This is a genomic window from Herminiimonas sp., from assembly GCF_030645555.1.
Lineage (GTDB): Bacteria > Pseudomonadota > Gammaproteobacteria > Burkholderiales > Burkholderiaceae_D > Oxalicibacterium.
Genome location: NZ_JAUSME010000066.1, coordinates 1 through 14909 on the forward strand (window position 1 = coordinate 1; position 14909 = coordinate 14909).

Sequence of the window (14909 nt, forward strand, 5' to 3'; positions counted from 1 at the left end):
TGTTGTTGTGAAGAGCGTGTGGCGACAAAGATCGCACGTTCTTCGTGCAGCACGGCGGCGGCAGCGGCCAGCGGATCTGCCGCCCGGGCATCGAGCGCCAGCAATGCAAGGTAGCCGTTTTGCGCATCGGCTGCAGTGGGCGACGGATACTTCAGCCATGCCAATGTGGCAGGTTCCAGCGCTTCATCGGCACGGTTGATCGCGATGCTGACGATCAGCAGCGCCAGCAATGCGAGCAGCGCAATACCGGCGCTGTTGCGCAGGCGGCGCAGCCAGTGGCGTGGTTGTTGCGGCGTGGTTGCGGGCATGGTCGTATTCCTGGCTGGTCTGCGGGAAAGTTTGTTTACATCCGCCTGAGCGCGTCACACCAGCGGCTTTGGTAAGCCGGATGCGCGCAATACGAGCGGATCTTTTCTTCGGGCATATTGAAAACCGGCTGCTCGCAATCGCGATGGAAGGCGCTGATCGTGCGTTCCAGCTCTTTCTCTTCGCGCCTGATGTCAGCGCCGTTGTAGCTTGAGTAGCCGGTCGAGTACAGTCCGCTGCGGCGCTCGTATTCGGCGATTTTTCCCTCGAGCGAGCTGGCCCGTTCGGCGCAACGCTGGAAGTCTGCCTCGCCCCTGACATCGCTGGCGCTGGCCACGGCGGCTTGTACGAGCAGCAGGGAAAACAGGATGGTCTTGTACATGAGATGGCCTCAGGAAATCAGTTAGGGCGCTGTCCGAGCACGGCATCGATGGCTTCGACATGGATCAGGCGCATGTATCTGCCGTGGTTGCTGGAGAGCAGTTGCAAATCGAGTGCGTCGTCCCGGGTGGTGATGCTGAGGGTGGTAAAGCCGGTCAGTCGTTCCGAGTATGAGGACAGCGCCACGCCGCTGCTGACATACTTGCCATCTATCGCCAGCACGAAACAGTGATCCTGCAGCTTTTGCGCCGCAGCGTAGCCGACGTAGCGGGCAGGGTCCAGGCTCCAGCGTCCCTGCTGCGGATGCCACGCGCTGACATCGCGCTCGGTCAGCGTCGGTGGCGTGGTGGGCAATGCTGGCGCAACGGCAGGGAACCTCGTCAGATCACATAGACTGGCGTCGGTCGTGCCTATCGAATCGGTGATCCACAGGGCCAGGCGCGGCGGGGTGGCAGGTGCGGCAGCTTCTGCTGCTGCGGTGATGGCGGCCGACAGGGTCAGCCCGGCCAGCAATAAGCGCATGGTCTTCATTTCGTTTCTCCTTGCGTGGCGGCTTGTAGCAGGATTTGCAGCGCGCATCTATCCTGGATGCAGTGGCCGAGCTTGACATAGGTGTGGCAGGCAAAATCGCTGGCGCGGTACTCGCCGCTGGCGCCATTTTCAATGAAGGCCAGGTAATGCGGATAGAGGTCGACGATGACCGCGCCGCTGTCGAGTTCTACACGCAGCCGGTAATCGTCGCGCTGTGCATGGTCGGTCTCGGCCAGCACGGCGCCGCGCTCATCGGTGACGCGCAGCGCGATGCGTGGTGCAGCCGGCTGGCGCGACCAGCACGCCCGCACACCAGAAAAAATGTGGCTGGCCATCATCACCTGGCCTTGACCTCGAACTCGCCGACGAACACTTTCTCGCCGCGCCCTTTCAGGCGCAGCGTAATCATCTGTTCCTGCGCGCCCACGCTGCCGAAACCGCTGGTCAGCTTTACTTGCAGCGTGGTGGCGCCGGCGACGATTTGCTGGCGGTGGCCAAAGAAGGTGGCTTCTATCCGGTACTTGCCCGGCTTCGCATCACGCAGTGAAAATTCTTCCGGGCCATAGCCGCCGGTGAAGTCGCGCGACATGCGCCCACCCTGGTAAGTATTGCGATGTCCGTAGTAGCACTTCTCACCGTTGGGATCGGTTACCCACAGGTCCATGTCGCTATTGTCGGCATCCCAGGTCAGCACTGCGCGCAAGTCCAGCGGCATGTTTTTCAACAGGCGCGGATCGATGCGGCTGGTGTCGAGTGCGCTGGATGACGGTGCAGTGGCGATGATCGCATTCAATTCCGCCAGTGCGATCAGTTCGATTTCGGCAAAGCGGTCATCCCATGGGCGCAGCACGATTTCATTCAACTGGTCTATCGCCAGCTGCTGATGTCCGGCTGCTGCGTGCGCCAGCCCAAGGTCGCGGAAGGATTGTGGTTCTTCCTCGGCCAGCAGCTGCACTTTTTCAAACACGGGTATCGCCAGCTCCGGCGCGCCAGCCTGCAGCAGGCGGTAGCCGAGGATGCGCAAGACGTGGCGGTTTTCCAGATCCATTTCGGCCAGGTTGGACAATACGCGCAAGGCCAGGTCGCGCTGCCCCTTGTCGAGCAGCATGTCTGCGGCATCGAGGTAGAAGGCGCTGCTGTTGGCCCAGGATGGTTTTTCATCCAGATAGATTTGATAAATCGTATCGGCAGTGGCGGCTGTCATGCGGCTGATGTAGGGCGCATCCGAAGTCCATTTCTTCAGGGCGATGCCGATCTCGACCGGCGCTGATGCCGGGGCCGACTTTGCTGCGCGTTGCGCGCCGTTGTCTGAGGGGCTGCGCATTTCTAGGATCGCGGTAGGAGCAGGCGCCATCACCATTGGTGCGATCGAGGTAGGCCGGGGTTGTTCTTGCAGGCTGCCTTTGGGCGGCGTGTCTTTCGGATAGGTTTTTTCCCACCACGCGCGCTTTTGTTCGAATTCGCGCACGACGCGGTCCAGGTGCTGCACCCGCTTGCGCTGCAACTCCGCACCGCGCAACGTTTTCATTTGTTCGTATGCTGCCAGGTAGGCGGCTGGCGGCGTGACATCGTAGCGCAGGTAGTCTTCCAGGCGCTCCAGCACGATCAGAGAAGTCTCGCGCGTCGGCATGCTGAATTGCGTGCCCAGCCGGCGGATGGCGGCGCGGTTGGCTTCAAAGTCGGCTTCCAGCGCATGCAGCTTGTAGCCGGCCCACAGCTGCGCGGCCAGCGGATGCGCTGCGGCGCTGGATGATATTGCCAGCGCTATTTCCCTGGGCTTGCCTTGCTCGAGCAAGTTCAGCCTCAGCTGTGCGCTGCTGTTGCTGAACTTGCCGGCGACGCGCAGCAAGCCTTGCGGATCGGCGGCGCTCAGCAGCACATCGGTGGCGCCTGTGGCGCTGATGCTGCTTACCTGCGCACCTTCGGTGAGCAAGGCATGGGCGGCGGCACCGGGCTGGTCGCGCTGGATGTGCACCAGCTGGCCGCCGCTGCGTTCCGCCAGTGCAGCGAGGCGGCTGGTATCGGCAGTGAGCGAGGAGTTGAGTGCATACAGGCGCTGCCCGGCAGCCAGCACAGGGAAGCGGCTGGCGCCATAGTTGAGCAAGCCATCGCTGACGAGCAGGTATTCATTGACATCGGCTTGCGGCTGCCAGTCTGCCAGCGCGCTGGCGCCGTCATAGACGGTGCTTTCGAGCGCCTTGCGCAAGGCGGCCCAATTGCCGTTACTGACCTGGTAACTTGTGACTGCTTCTGCACGGTCGCGCAAACGCGTCAGGCGCACTTCGGCATTGCCGAGCGCCTTGAAGTAAACGTCGAGTTCGCCCAGTTCGGCATCGTGTGCGCGGGTCGCGCCGGAGCCCGAGCTATCCCACAGCAGGCCGACGGTCTTGGGCAGCGCGCGTGCTACGCGTGCAGTTGAAACGGGTATCTCGGCCACGAAGTAAGTGCTGCCATCGTGTTCCTGCACATAGGTTTGCGGCTGCGGGTTGGCTGGTATTTCTATGTGCAGCATGCCGCTCGGCGCGTAGCGGCTTTTCGCCACATGCGCCTGGTATTGCTCGCCCTGCTTGCGGAAGGAAACGACGCCCAGTGCGCCGCTGACCCTGGGCGCAGCCGTGCTGCCATTTACCTTCAGCGCGAGATCGAAATTCTGCAGGCGCTCGCCATACGCCAGTGGCAGGCGATAAGACCAGCGCGCGCCCGCGCGCACCAGCGCTTCGGCATACTTGATCTCGACTGTGCGCGTGCCCATCGCTGGAATCGGATAAACGCGCAGCTTGAAGTTGTTGCCCTGGGTGACTTCGAGCAAACCGGGATCGACCCGGCGCCGTTCTATCGCTTCAAATATTTGCCGGCCCTTGGCCTTTTCCACAGTCACTGCAGGACGCAGCTTGCCGTCCATATCGAGTGCAAAGGCAGTGATTTGCTGTCCGGCCAGCAGCGGGAATTGCAGCTCGCCTTCGAGCAGCCGCTGGTTCGGGTTGAAGAACACCATATGCACGGTGGTTTCAGCCATGCCGCCGCTGATTTCGCCGCTGATGCGCAGGCTTTGCAATTGCACCGGCTTTTCAGCGCCGCTGCTTGCCATCAAGCGGGGCGGTGGCGGCATCATGATGCGGGCAGTAGCGCTGGCGGTGGCGGCCAGCATCAGCAGGAAGGCGAACAGGCGAGGGTACATGTGTATCTCCGAAAATCCGGTCGGGCCGGCTTATAGTCTGGAACGGAAGTGCTGCAGGAAAGGGGTTAAGGCCATGCAAATATGCCAACTATCATAGCGAAGAATTATTCACTGGAAATGTTTGCAAAAAGAAAAATCCCTGTGCATGCACACGCGCCGGAATGCAAGCAAGGCAGCGGCTTTTGATTTACCCTGCTGACTTCACAACCTGAGTTCGTCTCGTTGTACTGTCCAGAAGAGCATCATGACCAAGATAGAAGCGATCCAGCGCGTCAATAAGGCGCTAGGTTCCAACACCCTCAATGACCGCAATACGCAATGGTCGACCGTGGTGCCGTATGCCGGCGATGAAGGCTGGTGGCTGCATATTCCGCTGTCGGGTTTCCGCCAGGAATGGCATTTCCTGATCTGCAGCGAAAAAACCAAATCGTTTCGCCACATCACGCTCAAGGCGAATTCCATCCTGAGCCCGGCGACCAAATTCCGTTGCAAGGATCAGATGGCCGATGTCTTCATCTCGGCTGCCAATCCGAAGAAGCTGGCCGATGTACTGCCGGGCGGCAGCAAGTTCAGCTTCAGTAAATATGTGGTGGGTGAATACCGGTTTTGAATGCAGCCGGCCCGCAAAGCAAAAAGCCGCATTGCTGCGGCTTTTTGTTTGGACGTGTGGATTTGAGGGGCACATGGAGCAGCTGTAGCTAATGCATCGGCCAAAACCGGACATGGGCGACAGTGTGCTGTTTGAATCAGGCGACGAGCAGTGAATAATCTCCGTATCCATCAGGCCACGGCGTTAGAACTTCAAAGCCTGTTTCCGTAACCGCAACCATGTGCTCCCATTGCGCAGACAGCGAGTGGTCCTTGGTAACGACGGTCCATCCATCCGGCATGTCTTTTGTATGCCGTTTGCCCGCGTTGATCATAGGTTCAATCGTGAATACCATCCCCGTTTGGAGCGTCAGGCCTTCGCCCGGCTGACCGTAATGCAGCACCTGCAGTTCCTCGTGGTAGATCTTGCCTATGCCGTGGCCACAATACTCGCGGACCACGCTGAAACCTTCCTTGTGCGCGACCGATTGAATCGCATACCCGATATCGCCTAACGTCGCCCCCGGCTTGACGGCGAGGATTCCTGCGCGCATCGCTTCGTAAGTTGTATTTACCAGGCGTTTGGCCAGGATGCTGGGTTGCCCAACAAAATACATCCGGCTCGTATCGCCATGCCATCCGTCCTTCGTCAATGCGACGTCGATATTGACGATATCCCCATTCTTCAATGCCTTGTCGGAAGGTATGCCGTGGCAGATCACATGATTGACCGACGCACAGATGGTTTTGGGGTAGCCGTGATAGCCGATATTGATAGGCACTGCATCAAGAACATCCACGATGTAATCGTGACATAGCTGGTCCAGTTCATTGGTCGTGATGCCGGGTCTGACGTGTTCGGCAATCATGCTGAGTACCTGTGCCGCCAATGCACCGGACTTCCGCAGCATCGCAATGTCGGAAGGCGTTTTGATTTCGACTTGAGCGGCCATCATGCTTGCTCAAGTGACAGCGTGATTTCCTGGGGCGATGCTCCAGCTTGCTGTTCAGCCTCTATGAGTTTTTGGCAGATGTCGCTATAACAAAGACCAGGATTCAGCTCTGCCATCATGCCGACGCGCAGCCAGTGCTCGGCTTGCGAGTTGATAGAGCGGCTCATTGCGCCGCTTGTGAGGCGCAGATTGGTATGCATCTGCTCAGTGATTTTGACGATTCCCATACTATGCCTGTTTATATGAAATGTAATTAAACGTATACGAAACGTATATTAGCATGGCGGCTATCGAAACATCGGAATTTCCAGGTCTCTTTTGAAATCAAGGGGATGGCGCAAGCTTAGGGTTATTTGCGTAGTAACACCCAGCAAAGCAAAAAGCCGCATTGCTGCGGCTTTTTGTTAGTACGACTGCCTGTTGACGCGGATGACTTATGCGGTGACGGCTTCCGCCTTGGCGGCAACTTCTTCCACCTCGGTATCCGAGTTGCGGATCAAATGATCGAAGGCGCTTAACGCTGCCTTGGCACCCTCGCCGACTGCAATCACGATTTGCTTGTACGGCACCGTGGTCACGTCGCCGGCTGCGAACACGCCGGGGATCGAGGTCTGGCCGCGCGCATCGATTTCGATTTCGCCGTGACGCGACAAGGCAACCGTGCCCTTCAGCCATTCGGTGTTAGGCACCAGGCCGATCTGGATGAAGACGCCTTCCAGTTCCACCGTCTTGAGCGCTTCCGACGAGCGATCCTTGTAGACCAGGCCATTGACCTTCTTGCCGTCGCCGGTGATTTCGGTCGTCTGCGCCGAGGTGATCACGGTGACATTGGCCAGGCTGTGCAATTTGCGCTGCAAGACTGCATCGGCACGCAATTCTGCGCCGAATTCGATCAGCGTCACATGACCGACGATGCCGGCCAGGTCTATCGCTGCTTCTACACCCGAGTTGCCACCGCCTATGACCGCCACGCGCTTGCCCTTGAACAGCGGGCCGTCGCAATGCGGGCAGTAAGCTACGCCGTGGTTGCGGTACTCTGCTTCGCCCGGCACATTGATGGTTCTCCAGCGTGCGCCGGTGGCGAGGATCACGGTCTTGCTTTTCAGCGAGCCGCCATCCTTCAGTTTGATTTCGATCAGCTTGCCCGGCACCAGCTCTGCAGCCATTTGCACATTCATGATGTCGACTTCATAGCTGCGCACATGCTGTTCCAGCGCGACGGCGAATTTCGGCCCGTCGGTTTCCTGCACCGAGACGAAGTTTTCGATCGCCAGCGTATCCAGCGTCTGGCCGCCGAAGCGTTCCGACACGACGCCGGTGCGTATGCCTTTGCGTGCTGCATAGATCGCTGCCGCTGCGCCTGCAGGTCCGCCGCCTATGATCAACACATCGTAGGGTGCCTTGGCGCTGAGCTCTTCCTGCTTGCGCTTGTTGCCGCCGGTGTCGAGCTTGGCGAGTATCTGTTCGATGCTGACGCGACCGGACTCGAACGGTTGTCCGTTCATGAAGGTCGTCGGCACGGCCATGATGTCGCGTTCCTTGACTTCGTCCTGGAACAAACCGCCATCGATAGTGATGGCACGGATGCGCGGATTGATCAGCGCCATCACGTTGAAGGCTTGCACGACTTCCGGGCAGTTATGGCAGGACAAAGACATATAGGTTTCGAAGGTGTAGTCGCCGTCCAGATTGCGGATCTGTTCGATGACCGAGTCTTCGAGTTTCAATGGGTGGCCGCCGGTTTGCAGCAAGGCCAGCACCAGTGAAGTGAATTCGTGGCCCAGCGGAATCGCGGCGAACTGTATGCCTGCGTGTTCATTTGGGCGTTTAATGACGAAGGAGGGTTTGCGTTCGTCGTCATCGCTGCGCTCGACCAGGGTGATCTTGTCGCTCAGCGTAACGATTTCCTGCAGCAGTTCCTGCAGTTCGCGCGATTTGTCGCTGCCATCGAGTGACGCGACGATCTCGATCGGTTGCACGATCTTTTCCAAGTAGGCGCTTAATTGGGTTTTGAGATTGGCATCCAACATGATGGTCCCTGCTTTCTTTAAATTTGATAGAGGTCTTGCACGTTCGGACCCGACACCGGGCCCGAACGCTACAACAATTGCTGCTTACATCGACTGCTTAGATCTTGCCGACCAGATCCAGCGATGGAGCGATGGTTTTTTCGCCTTCTTTCCATTTTGCCGGGCAGACTTCGTTTGGATGCTCAGCAACATATTTCGCTGCCTTCAGCTTGCGCAGGGTTTCCGACACATCACGAGCGATTGCATTGTCATGAACTTCCATGGTCTTGATCACGCCTTCAGGATTGATGACGAAGGTGCCGCGCAATGCCAGACCTGCTTCAGGGATGTGCACGCCGAATGCGTTGGTCAGGGCATGGGTAGGATCGCCAACCAATGGGAATTTTGCCTTGCCGACTGCTGGCGATGTTTCGTGCCAGACTTTGTGCGAGAAGTGGGTGTCGGTTGTGACGATATAGACTTCGGCGCCCAGTTTCTGGAATTCAGCGTAGCTGTCGGCTGCATCTTCGACTTCGGTAGGGCAGTTGAAGGTGAAAGCGGCTGGCATGAAAATCAGTACCGACCATTTGCCCTTCAACGATTGTTCTGTAACTTCGATGAACTTGCCGTTATGGAAGGCCTGGGCCTTGAAGGGCTGAACTTGGGTGTTGATAAGGGACATGTCGTTTCCTTTAAGTGGGTTAAAAAAGAGGTCTGAGTACGCATAATAGGCGGGCATCAATTATTTGTATAATTGATTTACTTTACATTTGCGATTTGTTTTCGCTATTGACCTGTATTGCAATAAAGTCATGTAGATGGCGAACTGACTATTATGCAGCCTTACGGGATTTGTTGTTGCCAGTGCGTTGGCGGAATATCCGGCGCAGCCTTATTTTCCTTGCAGTCTGCCGCTGGCTGGGGCCTGTCCTTGTTTTACGCCGGCTCAGACCGCATATAGGATGCTTACGGAAAGGAAGAGTTTCATGAAAAAAGTCATCAATATAGCCAGCGCTCCGCGCCCGCATTGGGTCGGTGACGGCTTCCCGGTGCGCTCACTGTTTTCTTATCACAGCCACGGCAAGCAGCTCAGCCCGTTTCTGCTGCTCGACTACGCCGGTCCGGCAGAATTCGCGGCATCCGGGCGTCCGCCGGGTGTCGGCTCGCATCCGCACCGCGGGTTTGAGACAGTCACTATCGTCTACCAGGGCGAGGTCGCACATCGCGATTCGACCGGCAACGGCGGCGTGATAGGCCCGGGTGATGTGCAATGGATGACGGCCGGTGCCGGCATTTTGCATGAAGAATTCCATTCCGACGCATTCACGCAGTCCGGCGGCGCACTGGAGATGGTACAGCTGTGGGTCAATCTGCCTGCCAGCGACAAGATGACGCCGCCGGCTTATCAAGCCATCGTCAGCAACGATATTCCTGTCGTGGCATTGCCGGATGATGCCGGCACCCTGCGCGTCATCGCCGGCGAATACGAGGCTCACGCCGGTCCGGCCCACACATTTACGCCTATGCAGGTGTGGGACATGAACTTGAAGCAGGGCAGCGTCAGCGAGTTCTCGCTGCCAGATGGCTGGAATACTGCATTGATCGTGTTGCACGGCACGGTGCTGGTCAATGGCGACAACGTGGCCCGTGAAGCGCAGATGGTGTTGCTCGATAGTGCAGGCAGCAAGGTAACCATAGAGGCGAATAACGATGCCGTCGTGTTGCTGCTCAGCGGTGAGCCTATCAATGAAGAAATCGTTGGTCACGGTCCGTTCGTGATGAACAGCCAGGCAGAAATCATGCAGGCGATCGATGATTTCAATAGCGGTCGTTTCGCGCAGATTCCTGCCTAAAGTGTTGGTCATGTCGGCGTTCTGCCGGCATGACATTTCTTTTTCGGGAAACACTTTTTATCCATCAATTGATGCGGCGACGTGCATCGCGCGCGCTTAAGCCTGCCATCGTGTAGCTAATGACTTTATAATTTGCGTCTGCATTTGCACGCTGACGTGCGAAGCGCATTCCAATTTCAATGCAAGGCTTTATGAATACCCAAGCAAACAAAGCGCCTCCGGCCGGTATCAGCGCCGCCGAATGGCAGGTACGTCTCGACCTCGCCGCCTGCTACCACCTGTGCGCACTGAAAAACTGGGACGACTTGATCTATACGCATATTTCCGCGACTGTGCCCGGCGAAGAAGATCGCTTTTTGATCAATCCGTTTGGCTTGCGCTTCGATGAAATCACGGCCTCGAACCTGGTTAAGATCGATTTGCAGGGCAATATCATCGGCAATCAAACGGCACGCGTGAACGTGACCGGATTTGCGATTCATGGCGCGGTGCACAGTGCGCGCAAGGATGCGATGTGCGTGATGCATCTGCATAATGAAAACGGCGTCGCAGTCGGCATGCAGCAGGGCGGCTTGCTGCCCCTGTCGCAACATGCATTGCGCTTTTACCAGCAGATCGGTTATCACGATTATGAAGGGCTCGCGTTGTCGCCGCTGGAACAGACGCGCCTGATAGAGCGCATGGGCGATTATCCCGCCATGCTGTTGCGCAATCACGGCACGCTGATCAGCGGCCGCACGATAGCCGAAGCCTATGTGCTGATGGATACGCTGGACAAGGCTTGTGCATTTCAGCTGAAGGCGCAATCCGGCGGCGGCCCCCTGAATATTCCCGCCCCTGCCATCTGCGCCAAAACCTACAAGGAATTGCTGGGTGACGGCGCACCGGAAGGCATACTCGAATGGCCGGCCTTGCTGCGCAAGCTGGATGCGCTGTCGCCGACTTACCGTAACTGATTTATTTACTATTTTTTAAACAAGGAAAACCATGCCTACTATCAACGTCCAACTATTCGAAGGCCGCACGGTCGAACAGAAACGCGCATTCGTCAAAGCCGTGACCGAAGCGACCGTCGCCACCCTGGGCGCCAGCGCTGAATCGGTCGACATCATCATAGAAGATGTCAAACGTGAGAACTGGGCAACCGCCGGCAAGCTGTGGTCCGACGCCTGATACGGATCGATGATGCAAGCTGCTTGATAAACGGCGGCTTGCGATGGGCGCGCTGATGCCAGCGGCGCGTCATCAATAAGCATGCGTATCACCGACACGATCGTTATCGATGATAGCGAAATCGATTTGACTGCAATCCGTGCGCAGGGGCCGGGCGGGCAAAATGTGAACAAGGTGGCGACGGCCATCCATTTGCGCTTCGATATCGCCGCTTCATCGTTGCCGGATTACCTGAAGGAGCGCCTGCTGGCATTGAGCGACCAGCGCATCACGAAGGATGGCGTGGTCGTGATCAAGGCGCAACAGGGCCGCAGCCAGGAACAGAGTCGTGAAGAAGCCTTGCGGCGCTTGCAGGAATTGATCCTGGGCGTGACCATCTTGCCGAAGGCGCGGCGCGCCACCAAGCCGACTTACGGTTCGCAGCGCAAGCGTCTCGATACCAAAACCGCACGCGGGCAAACCAAGGCGACGCGCGGCAAGGTTGCCCTCTGACATCAAGCGCACGACGGTATGTGAAGTAACGCACTGAAAAAGTTTTCATTTGCGACTATGCTGGTAAGTCCTGCAAGCAAGGAGTTCGTCATGACGCAAGACAAATCTTCAAAAGCAGAAAAAAAACTGCCAGCCGACGCGGCAGACGCCTGCGCTGTATCTCATGAAGAGTGCATGCTCGACGATGCGCTGGCGCATACTTTCCCCGCCAGTGACCCGGTGGCCGAAACGCCGACGGAGACAGCCGTCCCCGAAGCCGAGCAAGCCAAGGAAGACTTGCTCGATATCGCGATCGAAATGACCTTCCCGGCCAGTGATCCTGTTTCTGTTTCTTCCGGCATTACGCGCATTGAACACACGCCGGATTCTGCCGATGCACATATCGACCATCAAAACAGCAATGAAATAGAAGCAGCGGACAAAGCGGCCAAAAAAGCCGGCAAGTAAATTTTGCTGTCCGCGTTTTCATATACTGATACCCACACCTGCCAGATAGGCCGACGCCTGCGTCTGGCAGCGCGTTGCGCATGCGGCGCCACTTCTCCTTGCGTTTTTGCCAATTGACCCCGGTTAAGATCGGCGAAATTCACGTCAATTTTCGATAAAAAGACCGTTACGCGCCCTACTTTTTTCATGTTAGTATCCGACCGCACGCTAGGGGTCCTGAAGATTAACCATCTTCGGGTGAGATAAAACCCTCCGTACCTGACCTGGATAATGCCAGCGTAGGGAAGCGCAAAGTCCATGCTTTATCTTTGTTCATTCCTACGCTCGCGCCAGTTTTCTACAGCGACCGATAGAACAAAATGACAAGCCCATCACATCCCCGTTATTCCCTGCTGGCCCTTGCGATTGCACAGGCATTTGTTTTTGCATCTTCTGCGCATGCGCAAACGGCTGACAATGTCTTGCCCGCCGTGACCGTGGTTTCCGGCTCGGCGACGAGCGCTGGCCTAGCCGGCGTAGGCAGCTTTTCCGACACGCCCTTGCGCGAAGTGCCAGCCTCGATCAGCGTCATCACGCATGAACAGATGCAGGACCGCAGCATACGCAGCGCAACAGATGCAGTGATCTACGATGCCAGCGTGCAGAATTCCTATAACGCAGTTGGTTTGGCCGACATGTTTGCGGTGCGCGGTTATGTGCTCGACTTCGGCTCCAGCTACCGCAAGGACGGCATGCCTATCCTCGCGCATTCGATGATCCCGATGGAAAACAAGGAGCGCTTTGAAATCCTGAAGGGTATCGCAGGCCTGCAGTCCGGTATTGCATCTGCCGGCGGCATCCTGAACTATGTGACCAAGCGGCCGACCGATGAGCCCTTGCGTTCCGTCACGCTGGAAGCCAGCGAGCGCGGCACGATGTACGGCGCGGTCGATCTGGGCGGGCGCTCGGACGACAAGCGCTTCGGTTACCGCATCAATGCGGCAGCAGCCGACATCAAATCCTATGTCAAAGGCTCCAACGGCGACCGGGAATTTTTCGCCGGCGCATTCGACTGGCGCCTGAGTCCCAAGGCCTTGCTGCAAGTCGACTTCGATTATCACCACAAGTCGCAGCTGACGGTGCCTGGCTATCAATTGCTGGGACCTGGCAACGTCATACCCACCAATGTCAGCGCCAAGACGATGTTGAACAATCAGCCGTGGAGTTTGCCGGTTACCGATGACACCAACAATCTCGGCATGAAATTCGATTATGAATTGAACGACAGCTGGCGCACCAGCCTGCAGGTGAATAAATTCACCTTGCGGCGCGATGATGCGGTGGCCTTGTCATCCGGTTGCGGCGACATCACAAGCGGGGCTGCTGCTCCGGCTGGTTGCGCCAGTAAATTTGTCGGCTATAACGCCAATGGCGACTACGCTGTCTATGACTTGCGTCGTGATAACGACAAGCGTTCAGTGCTGTCCACACAGGCCTTGTTGCAGGGCAAATTTGCTACCGGTGCGATCAAGCATGACTTGACTATCGGCGCCGCAACCGCCAATCGCCGCGATAGTTTTGCAGACTATTTGTACTTGTACAAAGGGATCAGCAATATCTACAATCCGGTCGTCTTGCCGGCCACGCTGGGGCCTACCAATCCCGTCAGCTTGCGCCGCAAGGATGACGAGCGCTCGTTCTTTACGCAAGACATCCTGAGCCTGACGGATAGACTCAAGCTGCACGCCGGCCTGCGTTATACACAGCTGGAACGCGATCAGTTCAATGCGGCAGGCACGCGTACCCGCCATACCGATGACGGCTTTGTCTTGCCTAGCGCGGCGCTGGTGTTCAGTCCGCAACCGAACTGGTCGGTCTATGGTTCGTACGCGGAAGGGCTGGAGGCGGGCGGTGAAGCGCCAGGTGGCACGAGTAACGCGGACATGGTGATGGATCCGACCAAGTCGAGGCAGTTTGAAGTCGGTATCAAGGCAGACATTTCCAGCGATGTAAGCGTTGCTGCAGCCTTGTTCCATATCAAGCGCACCAATGAATACATCAATTCAGGCAATACCTACGGCGTGGCCGGCGATGCGATCCATCGCGGCCTGGAGCTCTCGGCACAGGGCAAAGCCACGCGCAACCTGACGGTAGGCGCCAGCATCACGGCGCTGGAAGCGACCACCGAGGATACCGGCGACAGCAAGATAGAAGGCCAGCGCGTAGGCAATGTGCCCAAGTACAGATCAGCTATCTATATGGATTATGCATTGCCGCAAATGCCTGCAGTGAAGCTGAACGCAACATGGCTTTATTCGAGCAGCAAGCTGTTTGCGCCGAACCGCGACTTGAGAAAAGACATCGATGGCTACCATGTGCTGAATGTAGGCGCCCAGTACAAGACCAAGGTATCGGGTACCAAGACGACCTTCCGCTTCGGCATCGACAACGTATTCGACAAGTTTTACTGGGGCGATGCATCGAATGCATTCGGCGGTTACCTGATTCCGGGTGCACCGCGCGTCTTCAAATTGTCGGCGCAATTCGATTTCTAGTATTACAGCGCGCAGCAACTGCGCTACCAACGAAACGCCAGCGATTGTAAAGATCGCTGGCGTTTTTTATTGCGCGGGCCCCATCAAGCTGCTTGCGTGGGCCTAGTCCTACAGGCAATCAGGACGAATTCCTATGTTGGAAATGGCTTAACTCTTATACATTGTGGAGTCGAAAAATGATTGCGGCAAAGAAGCAATTTCGCCGCGCATGCAATACAGTTTCAGGAGAAGCAGTACATGATTAACACAATTAAATCCCTGTCTTGTCTGGGGATGCTGGCTGCTAGCGCCTGGTTTTTGATAGAACCGGATTTTGCAGCGGTGCTGGCAGGCATTTTCTCCCTGATGGCATTCCTGATGACTTTTTTGCCTAACCCTGTAGACAAACAGGCTTGAAGGCTAGATGCCCGGTTTTTGCACTCGAGAAATATAATCAAATGATTTAATTAAATCAAACGTTTGAT

The 14909-nt window shown here is 57.0% G+C and carries 17 protein-coding genes and 1 riboswitch; of the genes, 8 read left to right on the forward strand and 9 right to left on the reverse strand.

Features of this window, described 5'->3' with window-relative positions; genetic code table 11:
• The 5 genes from Q7T06_RS02685 to Q7T06_RS02705 all read right to left on the reverse strand — a co-directional run.
• Window positions 1-308 (reverse strand): hypothetical protein (locus tag Q7T06_RS02685; protein WP_304779719.1); only part of this gene is annotated, 308 nt, incomplete at its 3' end.
• 35 nt (window positions 309-343) lie between these two features.
• Window positions 344-688, reverse strand: a complete 345-nt coding sequence (locus tag Q7T06_RS02690) for a hypothetical protein (protein WP_304779722.1) — start codon at window positions 686-688, stop codon at window positions 344-346.
• Between the two features lie 17 nt (window positions 689-705).
• The gene (locus tag Q7T06_RS02695; protein ID WP_304779729.1) at window positions 706-1218 is read right to left on the reverse strand and encodes a hypothetical protein; all 513 of its coding nucleotides are present in this window, start codon (window positions 1216-1218) and stop codon (window positions 706-708) included.
• Complete coding sequence (locus Q7T06_RS02700) at window positions 1215-1556, reverse strand: hypothetical protein (protein WP_304779734.1); 342 nt, start codon at window positions 1554-1556, stop codon at window positions 1215-1217. Before Q7T06_RS02700 ends, Q7T06_RS02695 begins: the two co-directional genes overlap by 4 nt.
• Entirely contained in the window at window positions 1556-4396 is a 2841-nt protein-coding gene (locus Q7T06_RS02705) for a VIT domain-containing protein (RefSeq protein WP_304779740.1), read from the reverse strand. Before Q7T06_RS02705 ends, Q7T06_RS02700 begins: the two co-directional genes overlap by 1 nt.
• A 244-nt stretch (window positions 4397-4640) precedes the next feature.
• Between Q7T06_RS02705 and Q7T06_RS02710 the strand changes: the two genes are divergently transcribed.
• Window positions 4641-5006, forward strand: coding sequence for a hypothetical protein (locus Q7T06_RS02710; protein WP_304779746.1), 366 nt, complete (start codon window positions 4641-4643; stop codon window positions 5004-5006).
• A gap of 136 nt (window positions 5007-5142) precedes the next feature.
• On the opposite strand, the gene map is transcribed toward Q7T06_RS02710, so the two are convergent.
• The 4 genes from map to ahpC all read right to left on the reverse strand — a co-directional run bounded on the left by map (window position 5143) and on the right by ahpC (window position 8628).
• Window positions 5143-5937, reverse strand: a complete 795-nt coding sequence (gene map / locus Q7T06_RS02715; RefSeq protein ID WP_304779823.1) for a type I methionyl aminopeptidase — start codon at window positions 5935-5937, stop codon at window positions 5143-5145.
• Complete coding sequence (locus tag Q7T06_RS02720) at window positions 5937-6164, reverse strand: ParD-like family protein (protein ID WP_304779751.1); 228 nt, start codon at window positions 6162-6164, stop codon at window positions 5937-5939. Before Q7T06_RS02720 ends, map begins: the two co-directional genes overlap by 1 nt.
• Before the next feature lie 207 nt (window positions 6165-6371).
• A complete protein-coding gene (ahpF, locus tag Q7T06_RS02725) occupies window positions 6372-7967 on the reverse strand; it encodes an alkyl hydroperoxide reductase subunit F (RefSeq protein WP_304779755.1) in 1596 nt (531 codons plus the stop codon).
• 97 nt (window positions 7968-8064) lie between these two features.
• Window positions 8065-8628: an alkyl hydroperoxide reductase subunit C gene (ahpC, locus tag Q7T06_RS02730; protein ID WP_011869614.1), complete on the reverse strand. Its 564-nt coding sequence runs from the start codon at window positions 8626-8628 to the stop codon at window positions 8065-8067.
• 304 nt (window positions 8629-8932) lie between these two features.
• Here ahpC and Q7T06_RS02735 point away from each other — a divergent pair, with 304 nt between their 5' ends.
• The 7 genes from Q7T06_RS02735 (at window position 8933) to Q7T06_RS02765 (ending at window position 14841) form a co-directional block, all read left to right on the forward strand.
• Window positions 8933-9799: a pirin family protein gene (locus Q7T06_RS02735; protein WP_304779768.1), complete on the forward strand. Its 867-nt coding sequence runs from the start codon at window positions 8933-8935 to the stop codon at window positions 9797-9799.
• A gap of 191 nt (window positions 9800-9990) precedes the next feature.
• Complete coding sequence (locus Q7T06_RS02740; protein ID WP_304779772.1) at window positions 9991-10755, forward strand: class II aldolase/adducin family protein; 765 nt, start codon at window positions 9991-9993, stop codon at window positions 10753-10755.
• A 31-nt stretch (window positions 10756-10786) separates the two neighbouring features.
• Window positions 10787-10972 (forward strand): 4-oxalocrotonate tautomerase, encoded by a 186-nt coding sequence (locus Q7T06_RS02745; protein ID WP_304779774.1) that lies wholly within the window; start codon window positions 10787-10789, stop codon window positions 10970-10972.
• A gap of 81 nt (window positions 10973-11053) precedes the next feature.
• A complete protein-coding gene (gene arfB / locus Q7T06_RS02750) occupies window positions 11054-11464 on the forward strand; it encodes an alternative ribosome rescue aminoacyl-tRNA hydrolase ArfB (RefSeq protein ID WP_304779777.1) in 411 nt (136 codons plus the stop codon).
• 90 nt (window positions 11465-11554) lie between these two features.
• Window positions 11555-11911, forward strand: coding sequence for a hypothetical protein (locus tag Q7T06_RS02755; protein WP_304779779.1), 357 nt, complete (start codon window positions 11555-11557; stop codon window positions 11909-11911).
• 199 nt (window positions 11912-12110) lie between these two features.
• A riboswitch (TPP riboswitch) is annotated at window positions 12111-12213 on the forward strand.
• Between the two features lie 57 nt (window positions 12214-12270).
• Window positions 12271-14445: a TonB-dependent siderophore receptor gene (locus tag Q7T06_RS02760; RefSeq protein WP_304779782.1), complete on the forward strand. Its 2175-nt coding sequence runs from the start codon at window positions 12271-12273 to the stop codon at window positions 14443-14445.
• 237 nt (window positions 14446-14682) lie between these two features.
• Window positions 14683-14841, forward strand: a complete 159-nt coding sequence (locus Q7T06_RS02765) for a hypothetical protein (RefSeq protein ID WP_304779785.1) — start codon at window positions 14683-14685, stop codon at window positions 14839-14841.
• The last annotated feature ends 68 nt before the right edge of the window (window positions 14842-14909 follow it).

Coding starts and splice junctions, on each gene's coding strand:
- Q7T06_RS02690 (WP_304779722.1), bottom strand. CDS start 688: ATGTACAAGACCATCCTGTTTTCCCTGCTGCTCGTACAAGCCGCCGTG.
- Q7T06_RS02695 (WP_304779729.1), bottom strand. CDS start 1,218: ATGAAGACCATGCGCTTATTGCTGGCCGGGCTGACCCTGTCGGCCGCC.
- Q7T06_RS02700 (WP_304779734.1), bottom strand. CDS start 1,556: ATGATGGCCAGCCACATTTTTTCTGGTGTGCGGGCGTGCTGGTCGCGC.
- Q7T06_RS02705 (WP_304779740.1), bottom strand. CDS start 4,396: ATGTACCCTCGCCTGTTCGCCTTCCTGCTGATGCTGGCCGCCACCGCC.
- Q7T06_RS02710 (WP_304779746.1), top strand. CDS start 4,641: ATGACCAAGATAGAAGCGATCCAGCGCGTCAATAAGGCGCTAGGTTCC.
- map (WP_304779823.1), bottom strand. CDS start 5,937: ATGGCCGCTCAAGTCGAAATCAAAACGCCTTCCGACATTGCGATGCTG.
- Q7T06_RS02720 (WP_304779751.1), bottom strand. CDS start 6,164: ATGGGAATCGTCAAAATCACTGAGCAGATGCATACCAATCTGCGCCTC.
- ahpF (WP_304779755.1), bottom strand. CDS start 7,967: ATGTTGGATGCCAATCTCAAAACCCAATTAAGCGCCTACTTGGAAAAG.
- ahpC (WP_011869614.1), bottom strand. CDS start 8,628: ATGTCCCTTATCAACACCCAAGTTCAGCCCTTCAAGGCCCAGGCCTTC.
- Q7T06_RS02735 (WP_304779768.1), top strand. CDS start 8,933: ATGAAAAAAGTCATCAATATAGCCAGCGCTCCGCGCCCGCATTGGGTC.
- Q7T06_RS02740 (WP_304779772.1), top strand. CDS start 9,991: ATGAATACCCAAGCAAACAAAGCGCCTCCGGCCGGTATCAGCGCCGCC.
- Q7T06_RS02745 (WP_304779774.1), top strand. CDS start 10,787: ATGCCTACTATCAACGTCCAACTATTCGAAGGCCGCACGGTCGAACAG.
- arfB (WP_304779777.1), top strand. CDS start 11,054: ATGCGTATCACCGACACGATCGTTATCGATGATAGCGAAATCGATTTG.
- Q7T06_RS02755 (WP_304779779.1), top strand. CDS start 11,555: ATGACGCAAGACAAATCTTCAAAAGCAGAAAAAAAACTGCCAGCCGAC.
- Q7T06_RS02760 (WP_304779782.1), top strand. CDS start 12,271: ATGACAAGCCCATCACATCCCCGTTATTCCCTGCTGGCCCTTGCGATT.
- Q7T06_RS02765 (WP_304779785.1), top strand. CDS start 14,683: ATGATTAACACAATTAAATCCCTGTCTTGTCTGGGGATGCTGGCTGCT.